Origin of the sequence: Streptomyces sp. NPDC088733, assembly GCF_044751185.1 — a bacterium.
Taxonomy (GTDB): Bacteria; Actinomycetota; Actinomycetes; order Streptomycetales; family Streptomycetaceae; genus Actinacidiphila.
Window position 1 is genome coordinate 52,866 of record NZ_JBIVLH010000022.1, and the last position, 15,981, is coordinate 68,846.

Here is a 15,981-nt window from a genome sequence, read left to right on the forward strand (position 1 = left end):
GCATCAGCCCTTGTCGAACTCGGCGTCGATCACGTCGTCGCCGGCCCCCGCGCCACCGCCGACGGGGCTCTCCTGCCCCGCGCCCGCCCCGGCCGCCGGCTCCTGCGCCCCCGGACCCGTGGAAGGCCGGGCCGCGGCCAGCGAGGCATGGACCTGCTGCAGGTCCGAGGTCAGCGACCGCACCCGGTCCAGCGCCGCCTCCTGCTTGACGGCCTCCCTGGCGTCGGCCACGAGCATCTCCGCCCGCGCCTTCTCGTGGGCCGGGGCGGACTCGCCCAGCTCGTCGAGCCGGCGCTCCACCTGGTAGGCGACCGCGTCCAGCTCGTTGCGGGCGTCCACGCCCTCGCGCAGCGCCTTGTCCTCGCCGCGGTGCTGCTCGGCCTCCCGGACCATCCGCTCGATCTCGCCCTGGGCCAGGTTGGACCCCTCGCTGATGGTGATGCCCTGCTCGGCGCCGGTGTCCTTGTCGCGGGCGGTGACGTTCAGGATGCCGTTGGCGTCGACGTCGAAGGTGACCTCGACCTGCGGCTCCCCGCGCGGTGCCGGCCGGATGTCCCCCAGCTGGAAGCGGCCGAGCACGCGGTTGTCCGCCGCGGACTCGCGCTCGCCCTGGAGCACCACCACGTCCACCGCCGGCTGGCTGTCCTCGGCGGTCGAGAACGTCTCGGCACGGCGCACCGGGACGGTGGTGTTCCGGTCGATGATCCTGGTCATCACGCCGCCGCGGGTCTCCACGCCGAGCGACAGCGGGGTCACGTCCAGCAGCAGGACGTCCTTGACCTCGCCCTTGAGCACGCCGGCCTGGATCGCGGCGCCGAGCGCCACGACCTCGTCCGGGTTGACGCTCATGTTGGGTTCCTTGCCGCCGGTCAGCCGGCGGACCAGCTGCTGGACGGCGGGGATGCGCGTGGAACCGCCCACGAGGATGACCTCGTCGATGTCGTTCTCGCCGATCTTGGCGTCGGACATCGCCTGCTTGACCGGCCCCATGGTGCGCTCGACCAGGTCGGAGGTGATCTGGTCGAACGTGGAGCGCATGACCGTCTCGGTCAGGTGCTTCGGGCCGGACGCGTCGGCGGTGATGAACGGCAGGCTGACCTGCGTCTGCGTCACCGAGCTCAGCTCCGTCTTGGCCTTCTCGGCGGCCTCGAAGAGGCGCTGCAGCGCCTGCGGATCCTTGCGCAGGTCGATGCCGTTCTCCTTCTGGAACCGGTCCGCGAGCCAGTCGACCAGGCGCCGGTCGAAGTCGTCGCCTCCCAGGTGGCTGTCGCCCGCCGTGGAGCGCACCTCGACCACGCCGTCCCCGACGTCGAGCAGGCTCACGTCGAAGGTGCCGCCGCCCAGGTCGAACACGAGCACCGTCTCGTGCTCCTTCTTGTCCAGGCCGTAGGCGAGCGCGGCGGCGGTCGGCTCGTTGATGATGCGCAGGACCTCCAGGCCGGCGATGCGGCCGGCGTCCTTGGTGGCCGTGCGCTGGGCGTCGTTGAAGTAGGCGGGCACCGTGATGACCGCCTCCGTCACGCGCTCTCCCAGCTGCTTCCCGGCGTCGTCGGCGAGCTTGCGCAGCACCAGGGCGCTGATCTCCTCCGGCGCGTAGAGCTTGTCGCGGATCTTGAAGCGCGCGTTGCCGTGCTCGTCGGGCACGACGTCGAAGCCGACGGCCTTCGCTTCCTCCGGGATCTCGTCGTAGCGGCGGCCGATGAAGCGCTTGGCCGAGTAGATGGTGCCCTTCGGGTTGAGGATCGCCTGCCGCCGGGCGAGCTGGCCGACCAGGCGCTCGCCGGTGTCGGTGAACGCGACCACTGACGGGGTCGTGCGGCTGCCCTCGGAGTTGGGGATCACCGTCGCCTCCCCGCCCTCCCAGGCGGCGATCACCGAGTTGGTGGTCCCGAGGTCGATCCCGACTGCCTTGGCCATGGGGTGCTCCTTAACGTCGCGGGCTTCCCGCCCGTCCGCGCGCTGCGCTGCGGGCCGGCACCGGGGCCGGCGGCCGCCCCGCAGGAGACCTGTGGGCGCGGAGCGGCCTCGACGGCCCCCGGTGCCGGCATCGGCTCCAGCGTCCCGGCCGGAACCGGTCGGCGGCCTGCGCCTGCGAGGACCAAATCCGCGGTGTTTCTCGTCCTGGCATCACAAGGTGTCGATTGGGTACAAAAGTCAGCAAGTCGTGCACATCGTGTATGCCCCGGCCAGGAGCGGCGACGGGGCGTGCGGAAGCGGTTCGTCGACGAGGAGCCGGCTCACCATGAGCGTTTCCACGAGCGGGACCGGCCGGGCCCCCGAGGTCCGCACCAGGAACTGGGACCGCGAGCACCTGGCGAATCTCTACAGCCTTTTCGTGCTCTCGATGATCATGAACGACGGCCGGGACGAGGCCGACATCATGCGGCTCGCCCTGACGTCCGTCGCGGCACTCGGCCCCTGCCGGGCGGAGGCCGGTCACCTCACCTCCGAAGGGTCCCACGCCGGCGTCCCCGCGGCCGGGCGGTCCGCGGTGCCGGGACTCGGCGACCGGCTGCGGCAACTGGACGGCAGGGAAGGCCCCGTCCTTGTGCGCGGGCGCGCCTGGGGCTGGGCCTTCGCCCTGCACACCCGGGGCGGCGGCATCGGGCACCTGGTGGTCAGCGCTCCCGCGACGCCCACCGACGACGAGCGCTTCCTGATCCATGTGCTCGCCCAGCAGACCTCCGCCGCCCTGGCGAACGCCGCGGCCCGGCGCCGCGAACGCGAGCACGCCGAGGAGCTGCGGCGGCTCAACGAGGAACGGGAGAGCGTGAACGCGCGGCTCGCCGCGTCCGTCGCCGAGCTCACCTACCAGCGGACCGTGCACGAGGTGCTCAGCGAGGCGACGGCGAGCGGCAGCGGCGCGGCGGGCATCGCCGCCGCCGTCCACCGGCTCACCGGCTGCCCCGTGGCCATCGAGGACCGCTTCGGCAACCTGCGGGCCTGGGCCGGACCCGGCCGCCCCGACCCGTACCCCAAACCCGACGCCACCCGGCGTGAGCAGCTCCTCCAGGAGGCCGCCCGCCGGCTGCGGCCGCTGCGCGTCGGCGACCGCCTCATCGCCGTGGTCCAGCACCGCGGCGAGGTCCTGGGCGCCATGGCGCTGGTCGCCGCGGCGGACCGCCGCGGCGAACAGGACGAGTTCACCCTCGACCACGCGTGCACCGCGCTCTCCCTGGAGCTGGCCCATCAGCACAGCCTCGCCGAGGTGGAGCTGCGGCTGCGCCGCGAACTCGTGGAGGACCTGATCGCGGGCACCGACGACGAGAGCGCGTACGCCCGCGCCGCCGCGATCGGGCACGACCTGCACGGTCCCCACTACCCGGTCGCCGTCCAGTGGGAGGGCCGGGCGGCCGACGACGCCTTCGTCCAGGCGGTCGGGCGCGCCGCCGCGGGACTGCGCCTGCGGTGCCTGCCGGCGCGACGGTCGGGCATGGCCGTGCTCGTCCTCCAGGGGCGGCCCCCCGCGGACGCGCTCTATCGGGCGGTCTCCCGCGAACTGGGCACCTCCGCGGGCGCGATCGGCGTCGGAGGCCGCTGCGACGCCCCGCGCGACCTGCCGCGCTCGTTCCAGCAGGCGCTCAGGGCCCTGGAGGTCCGCTGCCGCTCCCAGTGCCCGAACGGTGCCACGACCTTCGACGACCTGGGCTTCTACCGCATCCTCGGGCCGGTGGACGGCGACGACCAGGAGGTCAGGCACTTCGTCAGGGAATGGATCGGCCCGCTCCTGGACTACGACGTCGCGCACCACTGCGATCTGGCCCGCACCCTTGCGCAGTACTTCGAGTGCGGGGGCAACTACGACCAGGCGGCCGCCGCCCTGGGCATCCACCGCAGCACGCTGCGCTACCGGCTGCAGCGCATCCGCGACGTCGGCGGGCACGACCTCACGGACGTGGACAGCCGGCTCAACCTGCACGTCGCGACACGGGTGTGGCGGGTCCTGGACGGCGGCGGCCCGTGAGGAGGAGCGCGCCATGGACGGGGAACGGCACACCGCCGGCGGGACGGCCCTCGTGACGGCCTCCGCCACCGTCGCCACGGTGGGCGGCACGCCCCTGCGGCAGGGGGACCACATCTGCGCGTTCTACCGGGGACACGCGGAACGCGACCGGCTCGTCACCTCCTTCCTCGCCGAGGGCCTGCGCGCGGAGCACGTCTGCACGCTGCTGGCCGCGCCGGAGGACGCCCGGGCGTACCGCGACGCGCTGGAGGCCGAAGTGCCCTCCCTGGTGCGGGCGGGCGGCCGTCTCGTGGTCGGGGACCCGCAGGACACCTATCTGCGGAACGGCGCCTTCGACGCGGACGGCATGCTGGCGTCCCTGCGCGGCTGGGTCGCCGAACTCCTCGACGGCGGCGGGGCCGCGGCCGTCGACGGCCGGGGGAGGCGCCGTCCCCGGCTGCTGCGGATCGCCGCGGACATGAGCTGGGCGCACGCCCTGGTGCGGCCGGGCTTCGTCCGCGAGCTGGTCGCGTACGAGACGCGCGCCACCTCCTGGCTGAGGGCCTGTCCGCAGGTCGGCGTCTGCCTGTACGACCTCGGGCTCTTCGGCGGGGACCTGATCATCCCCATGGTCAAGGCGCACCCCAGGGTGTGGCTCGGCGGCATGGTGGTCGAGAACCCGTACTACCTCGACCAGGAACCCGGTCCGGGCAGCGGCGCCGGCCCCGCGGGGGCCGTCGTGAACTGACGGCCGCGGCGCCGGACGGCCCGTCCGAAGCCCGTCCGCGGTCCGTCCGCGGCACGCGGGATACTGGCCGCATGAAGCTGACGGTGTTCTGGGAGCGGATGCACGCGCACTTCGGCGACATGTACGCCGACTCTTTCGCGCGTGACCATGTCATGTCCGAGCTGGGCGGCCGGACCGTGTACCAGGCGCTGGAGGCCGGCTGGGCGGCGAAGGACGTCTGGCGCGCGGTGTGCGCCGCCATGGACGTACCGGCCTCGCGGCGCTGACCGCTGCGCGAGACTGTGCCCGTGGCAGGAAGCGACGAGACGACGATCGGCACACCGGCCGACTTGGCAGAGCCCGCAGTCCCCGGAGAACCCGGCGGCCCCGCCGGGCCGCCCGGGGACCAGGGGGAGGGCTCCCGGGAAGGGGCGGGGATACCGAGGATGCCCCGGTGGCTGCCGCGGGCCATGGTGCTGGCGGTGGCGCTGCTGGCCGCCCTCCAACTGGCCGAGTGGGCCTTCCACCAGGTCATCGGCCTGCTGGTGAACATCCTGCTGGCCTTCTTCGCCGCCCTGGCGATCGAGCCCGCGGTGGACTGGATGGCCGCGCGCGGCATGCGCCGGGGGCTGGCGACCGGGCTGGTCTTCCTGGTGGTCCTGGCCCTGGGCGGCGTCTTCGTGGTGGCGCTCGGGTCGCTGCTGGTGGACCAGATCACCTCGATCGGCCGGAACCTGCCGGAGTACGTCGACGACGTGGTGCTGTGGGTCAACCACGTCTTCGGCACCGACCTGTCCGTCGGCAAGCTGCAGCAGAACGTCCTGCACTCCGACTGGCTGCGCAATTACGTGCAGAAGCAGGCGGGCAACGTCTGGGGGCTGTCGGCGACCGTCCTGGGCGGGGTCTTCCAGGTGCTGACGATCACCCTGTTCACCTTCTACTTCGCGGCCGACGGGCCCCGGCTGCGGCGGGCGGTGTGCTCGGTGCTGCCGCCGGCCCGGCAGGCGGAGGTGCTGCGGGCCTGGGAGATAGCCGTCGCCAAGACGGGCGGCTACCTCTACTCGCGGGCGCTGATGGCACTGATCTCGGCGGTCGCCCACTACGTGCTCTTCCAGATCCTCGGCATCCCGTACGCCCCGGCGCTGGCGGTGTGGGTCGGCGTGGTCTCGCAGTTCGTGCCCACGGTCGGCACCTATCTGGCCGGGGCGCTCCCGATGCTCATCGCGTTCACGCAGGACCCGTGGGACGCGGTGTGGGTGCTCGGGTTCGTCGTGGTCTACCAGCAGTTCGAGAACTACCTGGTGCAGCCGCGGATCACCGCGCGCACCGTCGACATACACCCGGCGGTGGCCTTCGGCTCGGTCATCGCGGGCACCGCGCTGCTCGGCGCGGTGGGGGCGCTGGTGGCGATCCCGGCGACGGCGACCCTGCAGGGCTTCCTCGGGGCGTACGTGAAGCGGTACGCGGTGACCGACCCGCGGGCCCACGAGCCGCAGCCGCGGCGGATCCGGTGGTCTGGGTGGTCCCGGTGGTCCGGGTGGTCATGGCCGCGGCGGACGGGCTCCGGCGGGGGCGGCGGAGGCGACCGGGACGGTCGTGGTGACGGCGCCGGCGGCGGTGACGGCGGTGGTGACGGCCGCGACGGCTGAGTCGTGCGTGTCGCTTGACACGCAAATCGAACATCCATTCTTATGAGTGTGGCGGGCCGGTTCTCCCGGAGTTATCCACAGGCCCGAGCGACGCCGGGACGCATTGTCAGTGGCAGGCAGTAGCGTCTTGGACGTGAAGCGAACGACTCAGACACCCAGGGTGGAACCCATGGCAGGAACCGACCGCGAGAAGGCGCTCGACGCCGCGCTCGCACAGATTGAACGGCAGTTCGGCAAGGGTGCCGTCATGCGCCTCGGCGACCGGCCGAACGAGCCCATCGAGGTCATCTCGACGGGGTCCACCGCCCTGGACGTCGCGCTCGGCGTCGGCGGCCTGCCGCGCGGCCGCGTGGTCGAGGTCTACGGCCCGGAGTCCTCCGGCAAGACGACCCTGACGCTGCACGCGGTGGCCAACGCCCAGCGGGCCGGGGGCAAGGTCGCCTTCGTGGACGCCGAGCACGCCCTCGACCCCGACTACGCCAAGCGCCTCGGCGTGGACGTGGACTCGCTGCTGCTCTCCCAGCCGGACAACGGCGAGCAGGCGCTCGAGATCACCGACATGCTGATCCGCTCCGGCGCGCTGGACCTCATCGTGATCGACTCCGTGGCGGCCCTCGTGCCGCGGGCCGAGATCGAGGGCGAGATGGGTGACTCCCACGTGGGTCTCCAGGCCCGACTGATGAGCCAGGCACTGCGCAAGATCACCGGTGCGCTCAGCCAGTCCAAGACCACCGCGATCTTCATCAACCAGCTCCGCGAGAAGGTCGGCGTCATGTTCGGCTCGCCGGAGACCACCACCGGTGGCCGTGCGCTGAAGTTCTACGCCTCCGTGCGTCTGGACATCCGCCGCATCGAGACCCTGAAGGACGGCACCGACGCGGTCGGCAACCGCACCCGGGTCAAGGTCGTCAAGAACAAGGTCGCGCCGCCCTTCAAGCAGGCCGAGTTCGACATCCTCTACGGCCAGGGCATCAGCCGTGAGGGCGGCCTGATCGACATGGGCGTGGACCACGGCTTCATCCGCAAGTCCGGTGCCTGGTACACCTACGAGGGCGACCAGCTCGGCCAGGGCAAGGAGAACGCGCGCAACTTCCTGCGCGACAACCCCGACCTCGCCGACGAGATCGAGAAGAAGATCAAGGAGAAGCTCGGCATCGGCGTCCGGCCCGAGGCCCCGGGCGAGCAGCCCGGCGCGGACGCCGCCGGTCCCGCCGCGGAAGCCACGGGTGACGCTCCGGCGGCCGCGGCCGCGACGACGGCCCCGGCGGCCAAGACCGCCAAGGCGACCAAGGCCGCGGCGGCAGCCAAGGCCTGACGGTGGCATCCGGGCACAAGGATCGTGGTGGCTCTTTCTCGTCGAGGGCCGAGCAAGAGCCGCCACTTGACCCCGTGGAGCAGGCGCGGGCGCTCTGTCTGCGCCTGCTCACGGGGACTCCACGCACCCGCAAGCAGCTCGCGGACGCCATGCGCCGCCGGGACATCCCGGAGGAGGCGGCGGAAGAGGTGCTGGAGCGGTTCGAGGACGTGGGGCTCATCGACGACCAGGCCTTCGCCCACGCATGGGTGGAGTCCCGGCACCACGGCCGGGGTCTCGCCCGGCGCGCCCTCGCCCAGGAACTGCGCACCCGGGGTGTGGACGCGGAGGCGATCGGCCATGCCGTCGGGCAGCTCGACGCCGACCAGGAGGAGTCCACGGCCCGCGCCCTCGTCGACCGCAAGCTGCGGGCCACCCGGGGTCTGGAGCGGGAGAAGCGCATCCGCCGGCTCGCCGGCATGCTCGCCCGCAAGGGATATGCGGAAGGACTCGCCCTGAGGGTGGTGCGGCGTGCCCTGGAGGAGGAGGGTGAGGACCCGGAGGCGCTGGAGTACTACCTGCCCGACTGAACCATCGTTGAGGTTCCTTGACCGTGCCTCTGAGTCGACCTAGCCTCACAACGGGTGAGGGATCGCGGCCTCGCAGACACGGGAGTTGGTGCCATGGGCATCGCGCTGGGGACCGGATCCGTACTCACCGTCGTGGCCGCCTCCGTCACGGTCGTCGTCATTGCCGCCCTCACCGCGTACGCCCTGCTGTTGCGGGTGCGCGCGGAGCGCGAACGGCTCCGTGCCGCCGCCGAGCGCGAGGCCCGGGAGATCCGGGCCACCGCCAAGGAGGAAGTCCGCGAGATCCGGGCCGACTTGGAGCGCCGTGAGCAGCGGCTCATCGACCGTGAGGCCCGCATCGACGCCGAGTCCGAGCAACTGCACCGGCGCCGCCGCGAGGTGGCGGACGAACGCGACGAGCTGGACCGCCGTCGTGCCGAGGTGAACCGGCTGGAGGACGAGCGGCGGGCGGTGCTGGAGCGGGTCGCCGTCTACACCGCCGCCGAGGCCCGCGGCGACCTGGTCCGCTCCGTCGAGCAGCAGGCCAAGCGCGAAGCCGCCCTGATCGTGCGGGACATCGAGCGCGCCGCCCGCGACCGGGGGGAGGAGCGGGCCCGGCGCATCGTGGCCGCCGCGATCCAGCGGGTGGCGACCGAGCAGACCGCCGAGTCCGTGGTCTCCGTGCTCCAGCTGCCCGGGGACGACATGAAGGGCCGCATCATCGGCCGCGAAGGGCGCAACATCCGTGCCTTCGAGGCGATCACCGGCGTCAATCTGATCATCGACGACACTCCCGAGGCGGTGCTGCTCTCCTGCTTCGACCCGGTGCGCCGCGAAGTCGCCCGCCTCGCGCTGGACGCCCTGGTCACCGACGGGCGCATCCACCCGCACCGCATCGAGGAGGTCTACGAGCGCAAGGTCGCCGAGGTCGAGCAACTGTGCGTCCGGCACGGGGAGGAGGCGCTGACCGAGGTCGGCATCACCGATATGCACCCGGAGCTCACCACCCTCCTCGGCCGGCTGCGCTACCGCACCTCGTACGGGCAGAACGTGCTCGGCCATGTCCTGGAGTCCGCCCACATCGCCGGCATGATGGCCGCCGAGCTCGGCGTCGAGCCCGCCCCGGTGAAACGCGGCTCCCTGCTGCACGACATCGGCAAGGCCCTCACGCACGAGGTGGAGGGCAGCCACGCCCTGATCGGCGCGGACCTCGCCCGCCGGCACGGGGAGTCCGAGGACGTCGTCCACGCCATCGAGGCCCACCACAACGAGGTCGACCCCCGCACCGTCGAGGCCGTCCTCACCCAGGCCGCCGACGCGATCTCCGGCGGTCGCCCCGGCGCCCGCCGCGAATCCCTGGAGAGCTACGTCCGCCGCCTCAAGCGCCTGGAACAGATCGCGGCGGCCCAGCCCGGCGTTGTCAAGGTGTTCGCCATGCAGGCCGGCCGCGAAGTGCGGGTGATGGTGCGCCCCGACGACGTCGACGACGTCCAGGCCCAGGTCATCGCCCGCGACGTCGCCAAACAGGTCGAGGAGGAACTCACCTACCCCGGCCAGATCCGCATCACCGTCGTCCGCGAGTCCCGCGCCACCGAGTACGCCCGCTGAGCGGGCGGACCCGGTGGACCGCTGACCCGGTGGACCGGCGAGCGCCGCTCAGTGCGGAACGGGGTCCTCGACCGGGGACGGAGGACCGCCGCGGGCGAGGTCGGCATAGGCGTAGAGCTCGGTGGGGCGGCAGCCGGTCATCACCGCGACGAGGTGGCCGTCGGGACGGATCAGCAGCACGCTGTGTGCCGCGGAACCCGGATAGGCGTCCGTGACGAGCAGTTCGGCGCGCTGGGGGAGTGCGGAGACCGCCTTGGCGAGCCGGGGCATGAGGCCCGCGGTGAGCCAGTGCCGGCTCTCCCACACCCCGGTGCCCGGCGCGACGAGGACGACCAGCAGATCCCGGCCCAGGTGCTCGTACAGATGCCCCTGGGAGCCGTCGAGGGCCGTGACGGGGACGTCGGCCACGGCGCCGCCGGGCGGTGTGGCGCAGGCGGCGATCAGCGGGGACGGCGCGTCGGCGGGGCCGCCCGCGGCGGGCGGGGCGGAGCCGCGCGGCGCCGGCAGGGCCAGCGGGGACCGGGCGTAGACCGGCGAGGCCCCCAGGGGACCGCGTCCGATGTGGCTGTCGGTGAGGAGTTCCGCGTACCGCCGGGCGGAGCCGGACAGTACCGAGCGCCGCACCGTGTGCCAGACGCCGTTGGCCCGCAGCAGCGGCAGCACCTGGTCGGTGGCGCGCAGCCTGGCGCCGACCGCGCCGCGCCGTTCGGCCTGGTAGCTGTCGAGCAGGGTGTCGGAGGCGCCGTGGTGCCAGGCCAGCGACAGTTTCCAGCCGAGGTTGTCCGCGTCCCGCAGGCCCTCCTCGACGCTCTGCGCGCCGAGCGCGCCCGTCAGGTGGGCCGCGTCGCCCGCGAGGAAGACCCGTCCCGTGCGCCAGCGCCGGGCGAGCCGCTGGTGCACCGGGTACTCGGCGGAGCCCAGCAGCTCGTACGGCGGAACGCTTCCGCACCAGGCGGTGAGGGTGCCCCGGACGCGGGAGACCAGCTCGTCGGAGGTGAGGTCCGCGCCGCGTGCGGGCAGCAGCCAGTCCAGGCGCCACACGCCGTCCGGCAGCGGACGCGCCGTCACCTCCGGCCCGGCGCCCGGCCCCGGGGGTTCGCGGTGCAGCAGGGCCACGCCCTCGTCGGGGAGCGCGACCCTCAGCGCGGCGACCGCGTGCCGGTCAACGGCGGTGCGGCCCGGGAAGCGGACCCCGAGCAGCTTGCGCACCGTGGAGCGCGGTCCGTCGCAGCCGATCAGGTAACTGCCGCGCCACCAGGTGCCGTTGGCGCCGCGGGTGCGGACGCTCACCCCGGAGTCGTCCTGTTCCACGGCGTCCACGTGCGCCCCGGGCACGAGCCGGGCCAGGGCCTGGGCGCCGATCGCGGCGCGCAGGCCGTGCTCCAGCCGTTCCTGGGTGATGTGCAGGGGAGAGGGGCCCTGGCCGCCGTGCCCCTCGGTGCCGAACTCGACGCGGACGGTCTCCTGGCGGCGCCGCAGCGTGCGCCAGGCCGTCCATGTCGCGCCGTCCTGGTGGAGTCGGGTGTGGCCGAGCCGGGCGACCAGGGCGGCGGTCTCGGGCGTCAGGACGGCGGTGCGCTCCGGGGACGGGGAGGGCGCGTGGTCGTGCTCGTCCAGGACGATGCTCGGGACGCCGTGCCGTGCCAGGCAGAGAGCGAGGGCGAGTCCGGTCGGACCCGCCCCCGCGATGATCACCGGGTCCACGGTGCGGTCCCGGGAAGATGTGCAGTCACATTGCGTATGCAACCCACTGCGCGTGCGTGCGTCAAGTGACGACACCTGGCGGGGGGTGGTGCGCCTGGCGCACCGTCACTCCGCCGCGGCCTCCACGGCCTTGATGTCACCGGCCCTGGGCGGGGCGCCCTTGCGGCTGCGGCGGCCCTGGCGTTCGATCCAGTTGGCCAGTGCGCTCAGCGCGAGGCACATTGCGATGTAGATCGGCCCGATCACGATGATCATCGGGATGAAGGGGAAGCCGGCGCTGTTCTTGGCGATGAGGTTGCCCGTGTAGAGCAGTTCCTCGTAGGTGATGATGTAGCCGAGCGATGTGTCCTTGAGGGTCACCACCACCTGGCTGATGATCGAGGGCAGCATCGCCCGGACCGCCTGAGGGATCAGTACGGAGACCATGACCTGCGTCTTGCGCAGGCCGATCGCGTACGCCGCCTCGCGCTGCCCCTTGGGCACGGCGTTGATGCCGGCCCGGAAGATCTCGGCCTGCACGGAGCCGTTGTAGAGGGTCAGGCCGATCACCAGGGCCCACAGCGGGGCGGCGGTGAAGACGCCGACGTACAGCGCGAAGATCATGATGAGCAGCGGCATCGCGCGGAAGAACTCCACGACGACGGTGGCCGTCCAGCGCACCGGCGCGTGGTCGGAGAGCCGCCCGGCGGCCAGCAGCGCGCCCAGCAGCAGGGAGAGGACCACGGCCAGCGCGAACGCCTTCAGCGTGGCGAGCAGGCCGTCGACGATCCGCTGCTGGATGTCGGTGTACTGGAACGGTTCCCACAGGTACGAGGCGAACTGCCCGGAGTCGTCGAGCCGCCGGTAGACGAACCACAGCAGGGCGAGGATCGCCAGCGCGGCGACCGCGCCGACGACCCGGTTGCGGATCCTGGCCCGCGGGCCGGGCGCGTCGAAGAGGACGTTCGCGCTCATCGGGCCACCGCCAGCCGGGTCTCGAGCAGCCGGAAGACGGCGCTGATGAACAAGGTGATGATCAGGTAGGCGACCGCCACCCAGATGAAGATGGCGAAGATGTTGTAGCCCTTCTCGCCGAGCGTCTTCTGGACGCTGAAGAGCTCGAAGACGCTGAAGCCGCCGGCGATCGCGGAGTTCTTGGCGAGCGCGATGAGCAGGCTGCCCAGCGGCGCCACCACGGTGCGGGTGGCCTGCGGCAGGATGATCAGGCGCAGGGTCTGGCCGAAGGTCATCCCGAGGCTGCGGGCGGCCTCGGCCTGGCCCAGCGGCACGGTGTTCATGCCCGAGCGCACCGCCTCGCAGATGAAGGCCGAGGTGTAGCAGCTCAGGGCGAGCACGGCGAGCTGGAAGAAGCTCCAGGTGTTCAGCCCCAGCCGGGGCAGCACGAGCGCCGCGACGAAGAAGAGCAGGGTCAGGGGGGTGTTCCGCAGCAGGGTGACCCATACGGTGCCGAACCAGCGCAGCGGCGGCACGGGCGACACCCGGAACGCGGCCATGATCACCCCGAGCACCAGGGCGATCGCCCCGCTGAGCACGGTCAGCTCGACCGTGCCGAGGAACCCCTCGCGGAAGAGCGCGAAGTTGTCCAGCAGTACGTTCATCGATTCTCCGAAACCGATTCTCCGAAAGGGGCGCGCCGGCGGCCGCGCCGGGCCGCCGGCGCGTCAGGCTCGCAGGCTCGGGCTGTGCCGGGGGAAGGACGGGACCCGCGTGGGGGCCGGGTCCCGTCCGGAGTGGGGAGGGTCAGGACTGGAGCTGCGGGATCTCCGCGCTCACGCCGGACTTGCCGAGCGTGGCGTCGTAGGCCTTCTTCCAGTCGCCGTTGTCCTCGTGGTTCTTCAGGGCCTCGGTGACCGCCTTCTGCAGGACGGTGTCGTCCTTGAGCAGGCCGACGCCGTAGGGCTCCTCGGAGAACGGCTTGCCGATGACCTCGAGGGTGGCCGGGTCCTGCGCGGCGTAGCCCTTGAGGATGGCGTCGTCGGTGGTGACGGCGTCGACCTGGCCGGAGGCGAGGTTCTGCACGCACAGCGAGTAGGAGTCGTACTCGACGGTCTTGGCGCCGTAGCCGCCGTCCTTGATCCGCTGGATCGAGGTGGAGCCGGTGGCCGAGCAGACCTTCTTGCCCTTGAGGTCGTCGGTGCTCTTGATGCCGCTGCCCTTCTTGACCAGGAGGTCCTGGCCCGCGACGAAGTACGGGCCGGCGAAGGAGACCTGCTTCTTGCGCTCGTCGTTGATCGTGTAGGTGCCGACGTAGTAGTCGACCTGGCCGCCGGAGATGGCGGTCTCGCGGTTGGCCGACTGGATCGTCTTGAACTCGATCTTGCTCTCGTCGAAGCCGAGGTCGGCGGCGATCATCTTGGCGATCTCGATGTCGAAGCCGGAGTACTTCTTGCTGCCGGGGTCCTGGTAACCCAGGTTCGGCTGGTCGGCCTTGACGCCGATGACGAGCTTGCCGTCCTTCTTGACCCGGTCCCAGGTCTTGGACCCGGCCAGGTCCACGCCGGTCTTGACGGTGTACGAGGGCAGTTCGGCGGCGGCGGCGCTGCTGGAGCCGCCCGTCGGCGCGCTGGAGGAGGGCGAGCCCTCCTTGCCGCACGCGGTGGCGGTCGCGGTCAGTGCCAGGACGGCGAGCCCGGCGGCGGCAGTGGTACGGAACCTCATCGTCATCATCCTTAGGTCGGCAAACCTCAGTGGTGGAGGATCTTCGAAAGGAAGTCCTTGGCCCGGTCGCTCCGGGGATTGCTGAAGAACTGGTCCGGACTCGCCTGCTCGACGATCCGGCCGTCGGCCATGAAGACCACCCGGTTGGCGGCGGACCGCGCGAAGCCCATCTCGTGGGTGACGACGACCATCGTCATTCCGTCGCGGGCGAGCTGCTGCATGACCTCCAGCACCTCGTTGATCATTTCCGGGTCCAGCGCCGAGGTCGGCTCGTCGAAGAGCATCACCTTCGGCTCCATCGCCAGGGCGCGGGCGATGGCGACGCGCTGCTGCTGGCCGCCGGAGAGCTGGGCCGGGTACTTGTCCGCCTGGCTGCCCACGCCCACCCGGTCCAGCAGGGTGCGGGCGCGTTCCTCGGCGGACCTCTTGTCGGCCTTTCGGACCTTGACCTGCCCGAGGGTCACGTTCTCGAGCACGGTCTTGTGCGCGAAGAGGTTGAAGGACTGGAACACCATGCCGACGTCCGCGCGCAGCCGGGCGAGCTCCTTGCCCTCGGCGGGCAGCGGCTTGCCGTCGATGGTGATGCGGCCGGTGTCGATGGTCTCCAGCCGGTTGACGGCGCGGCACAGGGTCGACTTCCCGGACCCGGAGGGGCCGATGACGACCACGACCTCGCCGCGTCCGATGGTCAGGTTGATGTCCTGGAGCACGTGCAGAGCGCCGAAGTGCTTGTTCACGCCCTCCAGCACGACCAGGGCGTCGGCCGTGGCCGTGACGTCCTCGGTCACCGGAACCTCCGTCATCGGCGTGTGCTCCATCCTCGTCGGTTGACTCATCGGTTGACCAGACCTTGAAGATCGACCCTATTGACATCGGAGGAACCGAGTCACCCGATCTGAGGGGAACTTGAGCATCACGATCCGATTACCGATGGGCACAATTCCTGCACGCTGGGTGAGCATGCGGCCCGGTGGAGCGTACCGGCTCCGTAACAGTCGGCCCGTGGCGCCCGGAGCCGCTTGACGCGCGAGGCGCCGATCCGCGTGGATGCGGGGGACGGGTCGTCATTGCCGGAACATGGAGGCCCTGCGGCGGGAGGTGAACGGATGAGGCTGCTGCTCGTGGAGGACGACCACCGGGTCGCCGCCGCGCTGGCCGCCGTGCTCGGCAAGCACGGACTGCAGGTCACGCATGCCCGCAGCGGCGAGGAGGCCCTGCACGCCCTGCTGCCGGACCACGGTCCGGCCTACGACGTGGTCCTGCTCGACCTCGGCCTGCCCGACCAGGACGGCTTCGAGGTGTGCAGCAGGATCCGGCTGCGCACCGCCATTCCCGTGATCATGGTCACCGCCCGCGCCGACGTGCGCTCCCGCATCCACGGCCTCAACCTCGGCGCCGACGACTACGTGGTGAAGCCGTACGACACGGGGGAGCTGCTCGCCCGCATCCACGCCGTCTGCCGCCGCAAGGCCCAGGAGGTGTCCGGTGCCGAGGGCGAGGGCGGCGAGACCGCCGTGGACGGCGGCCCGATCCGGCTGGGTCCGGTCTGCCTGGAGCCGGCCACCCGCAAGGTGACGGTCGGTGAGGAGCCGGTGGCCCTGACCCGCAAGGAGTTCGACCTGCTGGCGATGCTCGCGCAGCGGCCCGGCGTGGTGTTCCGCCGTGAGCAGATCATCAGCGAGGTGTGGCGGACGAGCTGGGAGGGGACCGGGCGCACCCTTGAGGTGCATGTGGCGTCGCTGCGCTCCAAGCTGCGCCTGCCGTCCCTGATCGAGACCGTGCGCGGGGTCGGCTACCGGCTCGTCGTGCCGTCCTCCTGAGGACCTGCT

13 protein-coding genes and 1 pseudogene are annotated in these 15,981 nt (G+C 71.9%); 8 read left to right on the plus strand and 6 right to left on the minus strand.

Annotation, left to right across the window (positions count from 1 at the left end; translation table 11 throughout):
- Positions 1-3: 3 nt before the first annotated feature.
- On the minus strand, positions 4-1,917 hold the full coding sequence (gene dnaK, locus ACIP64_RS31310; RefSeq protein ID WP_401593211.1) for a molecular chaperone DnaK: 1,914 nt from the start codon (positions 1,915-1,917) through the stop codon (positions 4-6).
- A 325-nt stretch (positions 1,918-2,242) separates the two neighbouring features.
- On the opposite strand from dnaK, the gene ACIP64_RS31315 reads away from it, so the two are divergent.
- The 7 genes and pseudogenes from ACIP64_RS31315 to rny all read left to right on the plus strand — a co-directional run bounded on the left by ACIP64_RS31315 (position 2,243) and on the right by rny (position 9,790).
- Positions 2,243-3,964, plus strand: a complete 1,722-nt coding sequence (locus ACIP64_RS31315) for a PucR family transcriptional regulator (protein WP_401593213.1) — start codon at positions 2,243-2,245, stop codon at positions 3,962-3,964.
- Positions 3,965-3,977: 13 nt separating this feature from the next.
- Positions 3,978-4,691 (plus strand): MEDS domain-containing protein, encoded by a 714-nt coding sequence (locus tag ACIP64_RS31320; RefSeq protein ID WP_401593215.1) that lies wholly within the window; start codon positions 3,978-3,980, stop codon positions 4,689-4,691.
- Positions 4,692-4,762: 71 nt separating this feature from the next.
- Positions 4,763-4,957 (plus strand): DUF3046 domain-containing protein, encoded by a 195-nt coding sequence (locus tag ACIP64_RS31325; RefSeq protein WP_401593218.1) that lies wholly within the window; start codon positions 4,763-4,765, stop codon positions 4,955-4,957.
- Positions 4,958-5,116: 159 nt separating this feature from the next.
- Positions 5,117-6,319: an AI-2E family transporter gene (locus ACIP64_RS31330; protein ID WP_401593219.1), complete on the plus strand. Its 1,203-nt coding sequence runs from the start codon at positions 5,117-5,119 to the stop codon at positions 6,317-6,319.
- A gap of 169 nt (positions 6,320-6,488) precedes the next feature.
- The gene (gene recA, locus ACIP64_RS31335; protein WP_401593220.1) at positions 6,489-7,634 is read left to right on the plus strand and encodes a recombinase RecA; all 1,146 of its coding nucleotides are present in this window, start codon (positions 6,489-6,491) and stop codon (positions 7,632-7,634) included.
- Positions 7,571-8,203, plus strand: a pseudogene (gene recX / locus ACIP64_RS31340) (recombination regulator RecX); the annotation flags it as partial. The gene recA and the pseudogene recX, both read left to right, overlap by 64 nt.
- Before the next feature lie 93 nt (positions 8,204-8,296).
- Complete coding sequence (gene rny, locus ACIP64_RS31345; protein WP_401593222.1) at positions 8,297-9,790, plus strand: ribonuclease Y; 1,494 nt, start codon at positions 8,297-8,299, stop codon at positions 9,788-9,790.
- Positions 9,791-9,838: 48 nt separating this feature from the next.
- Here the strand turns inward: rny and ACIP64_RS31350 are convergent, their stop codons facing one another.
- From ACIP64_RS31350 to ACIP64_RS31370, 5 genes are all read right to left on the minus strand, one after another.
- Positions 9,839-11,494 carry an FAD-dependent monooxygenase gene (locus tag ACIP64_RS31350; protein ID WP_401593225.1) on the minus strand — a complete coding sequence of 552 codons (1,656 nt, stop codon included), beginning with the start codon at positions 11,492-11,494 and terminating at the stop codon, positions 9,839-9,841.
- 105 nt (positions 11,495-11,599) lie between these two features.
- A complete protein-coding gene (locus tag ACIP64_RS31355) occupies positions 11,600-12,448 on the minus strand; it encodes an amino acid ABC transporter permease (protein ID WP_401593228.1) in 849 nt (282 codons plus the stop codon).
- Positions 12,445-13,092, minus strand: coding sequence for an amino acid ABC transporter permease (locus tag ACIP64_RS31360; protein WP_401593230.1), 648 nt, complete (start codon positions 13,090-13,092; stop codon positions 12,445-12,447). The genes ACIP64_RS31355 and ACIP64_RS31360 overlap by 4 nt, the downstream gene beginning before the upstream one ends.
- A 142-nt stretch (positions 13,093-13,234) precedes the next feature.
- Positions 13,235-14,152 carry a glutamate ABC transporter substrate-binding protein gene (locus ACIP64_RS31365; RefSeq protein WP_401593232.1) on the minus strand — a complete coding sequence of 306 codons (918 nt, stop codon included), beginning with the start codon at positions 14,150-14,152 and terminating at the stop codon, positions 13,235-13,237.
- A 26-nt stretch (positions 14,153-14,178) separates the two neighbouring features.
- Entirely contained in the window at positions 14,179-14,955 is a 777-nt protein-coding gene (locus ACIP64_RS31370) for an amino acid ABC transporter ATP-binding protein (protein ID WP_401593235.1), read from the minus strand.
- A 303-nt stretch (positions 14,956-15,258) separates the two neighbouring features.
- Between ACIP64_RS31370 and ACIP64_RS31375 the strand changes: the two genes are divergently transcribed.
- The gene (locus ACIP64_RS31375) at positions 15,259-15,972 is read left to right on the plus strand and encodes a response regulator transcription factor (protein WP_401593237.1); all 714 of its coding nucleotides are present in this window, start codon (positions 15,259-15,261) and stop codon (positions 15,970-15,972) included.
- Positions 15,973-15,981 lie beyond the last annotated feature (9 nt).

Coding starts and splice junctions, on each gene's coding strand:
- dnaK (WP_401593211.1), bottom strand. CDS start 1,917: ATGGCCAAGGCAGTCGGGATCGACCTCGGGACCACCAACTCGGTGATC.
- ACIP64_RS31315 (WP_401593213.1), top strand. CDS start 2,243: ATGAGCGTTTCCACGAGCGGGACCGGCCGGGCCCCCGAGGTCCGCACC.
- ACIP64_RS31320 (WP_401593215.1), top strand. CDS start 3,978: ATGGACGGGGAACGGCACACCGCCGGCGGGACGGCCCTCGTGACGGCC.
- ACIP64_RS31325 (WP_401593218.1), top strand. CDS start 4,763: ATGAAGCTGACGGTGTTCTGGGAGCGGATGCACGCGCACTTCGGCGAC.
- ACIP64_RS31330 (WP_401593219.1), top strand. CDS start 5,117: ATGCCCCGGTGGCTGCCGCGGGCCATGGTGCTGGCGGTGGCGCTGCTG.
- recA (WP_401593220.1), top strand. CDS start 6,489: ATGGCAGGAACCGACCGCGAGAAGGCGCTCGACGCCGCGCTCGCACAG.
- rny (WP_401593222.1), top strand. CDS start 8,297: ATGGGCATCGCGCTGGGGACCGGATCCGTACTCACCGTCGTGGCCGCC.
- ACIP64_RS31355 (WP_401593228.1), bottom strand. CDS start 12,448: ATGAGCGCGAACGTCCTCTTCGACGCGCCCGGCCCGCGGGCCAGGATC.
- ACIP64_RS31360 (WP_401593230.1), bottom strand. CDS start 13,092: ATGAACGTACTGCTGGACAACTTCGCGCTCTTCCGCGAGGGGTTCCTC.
- ACIP64_RS31365 (WP_401593232.1), bottom strand. CDS start 14,152: ATGAGGTTCCGTACCACTGCCGCCGCCGGGCTCGCCGTCCTGGCACTG.
- ACIP64_RS31370 (WP_401593235.1), bottom strand. CDS start 14,955: ATGACGGAGGTTCCGGTGACCGAGGACGTCACGGCCACGGCCGACGCC.
- ACIP64_RS31375 (WP_401593237.1), top strand. CDS start 15,259: ATGAGGCTGCTGCTCGTGGAGGACGACCACCGGGTCGCCGCCGCGCTG.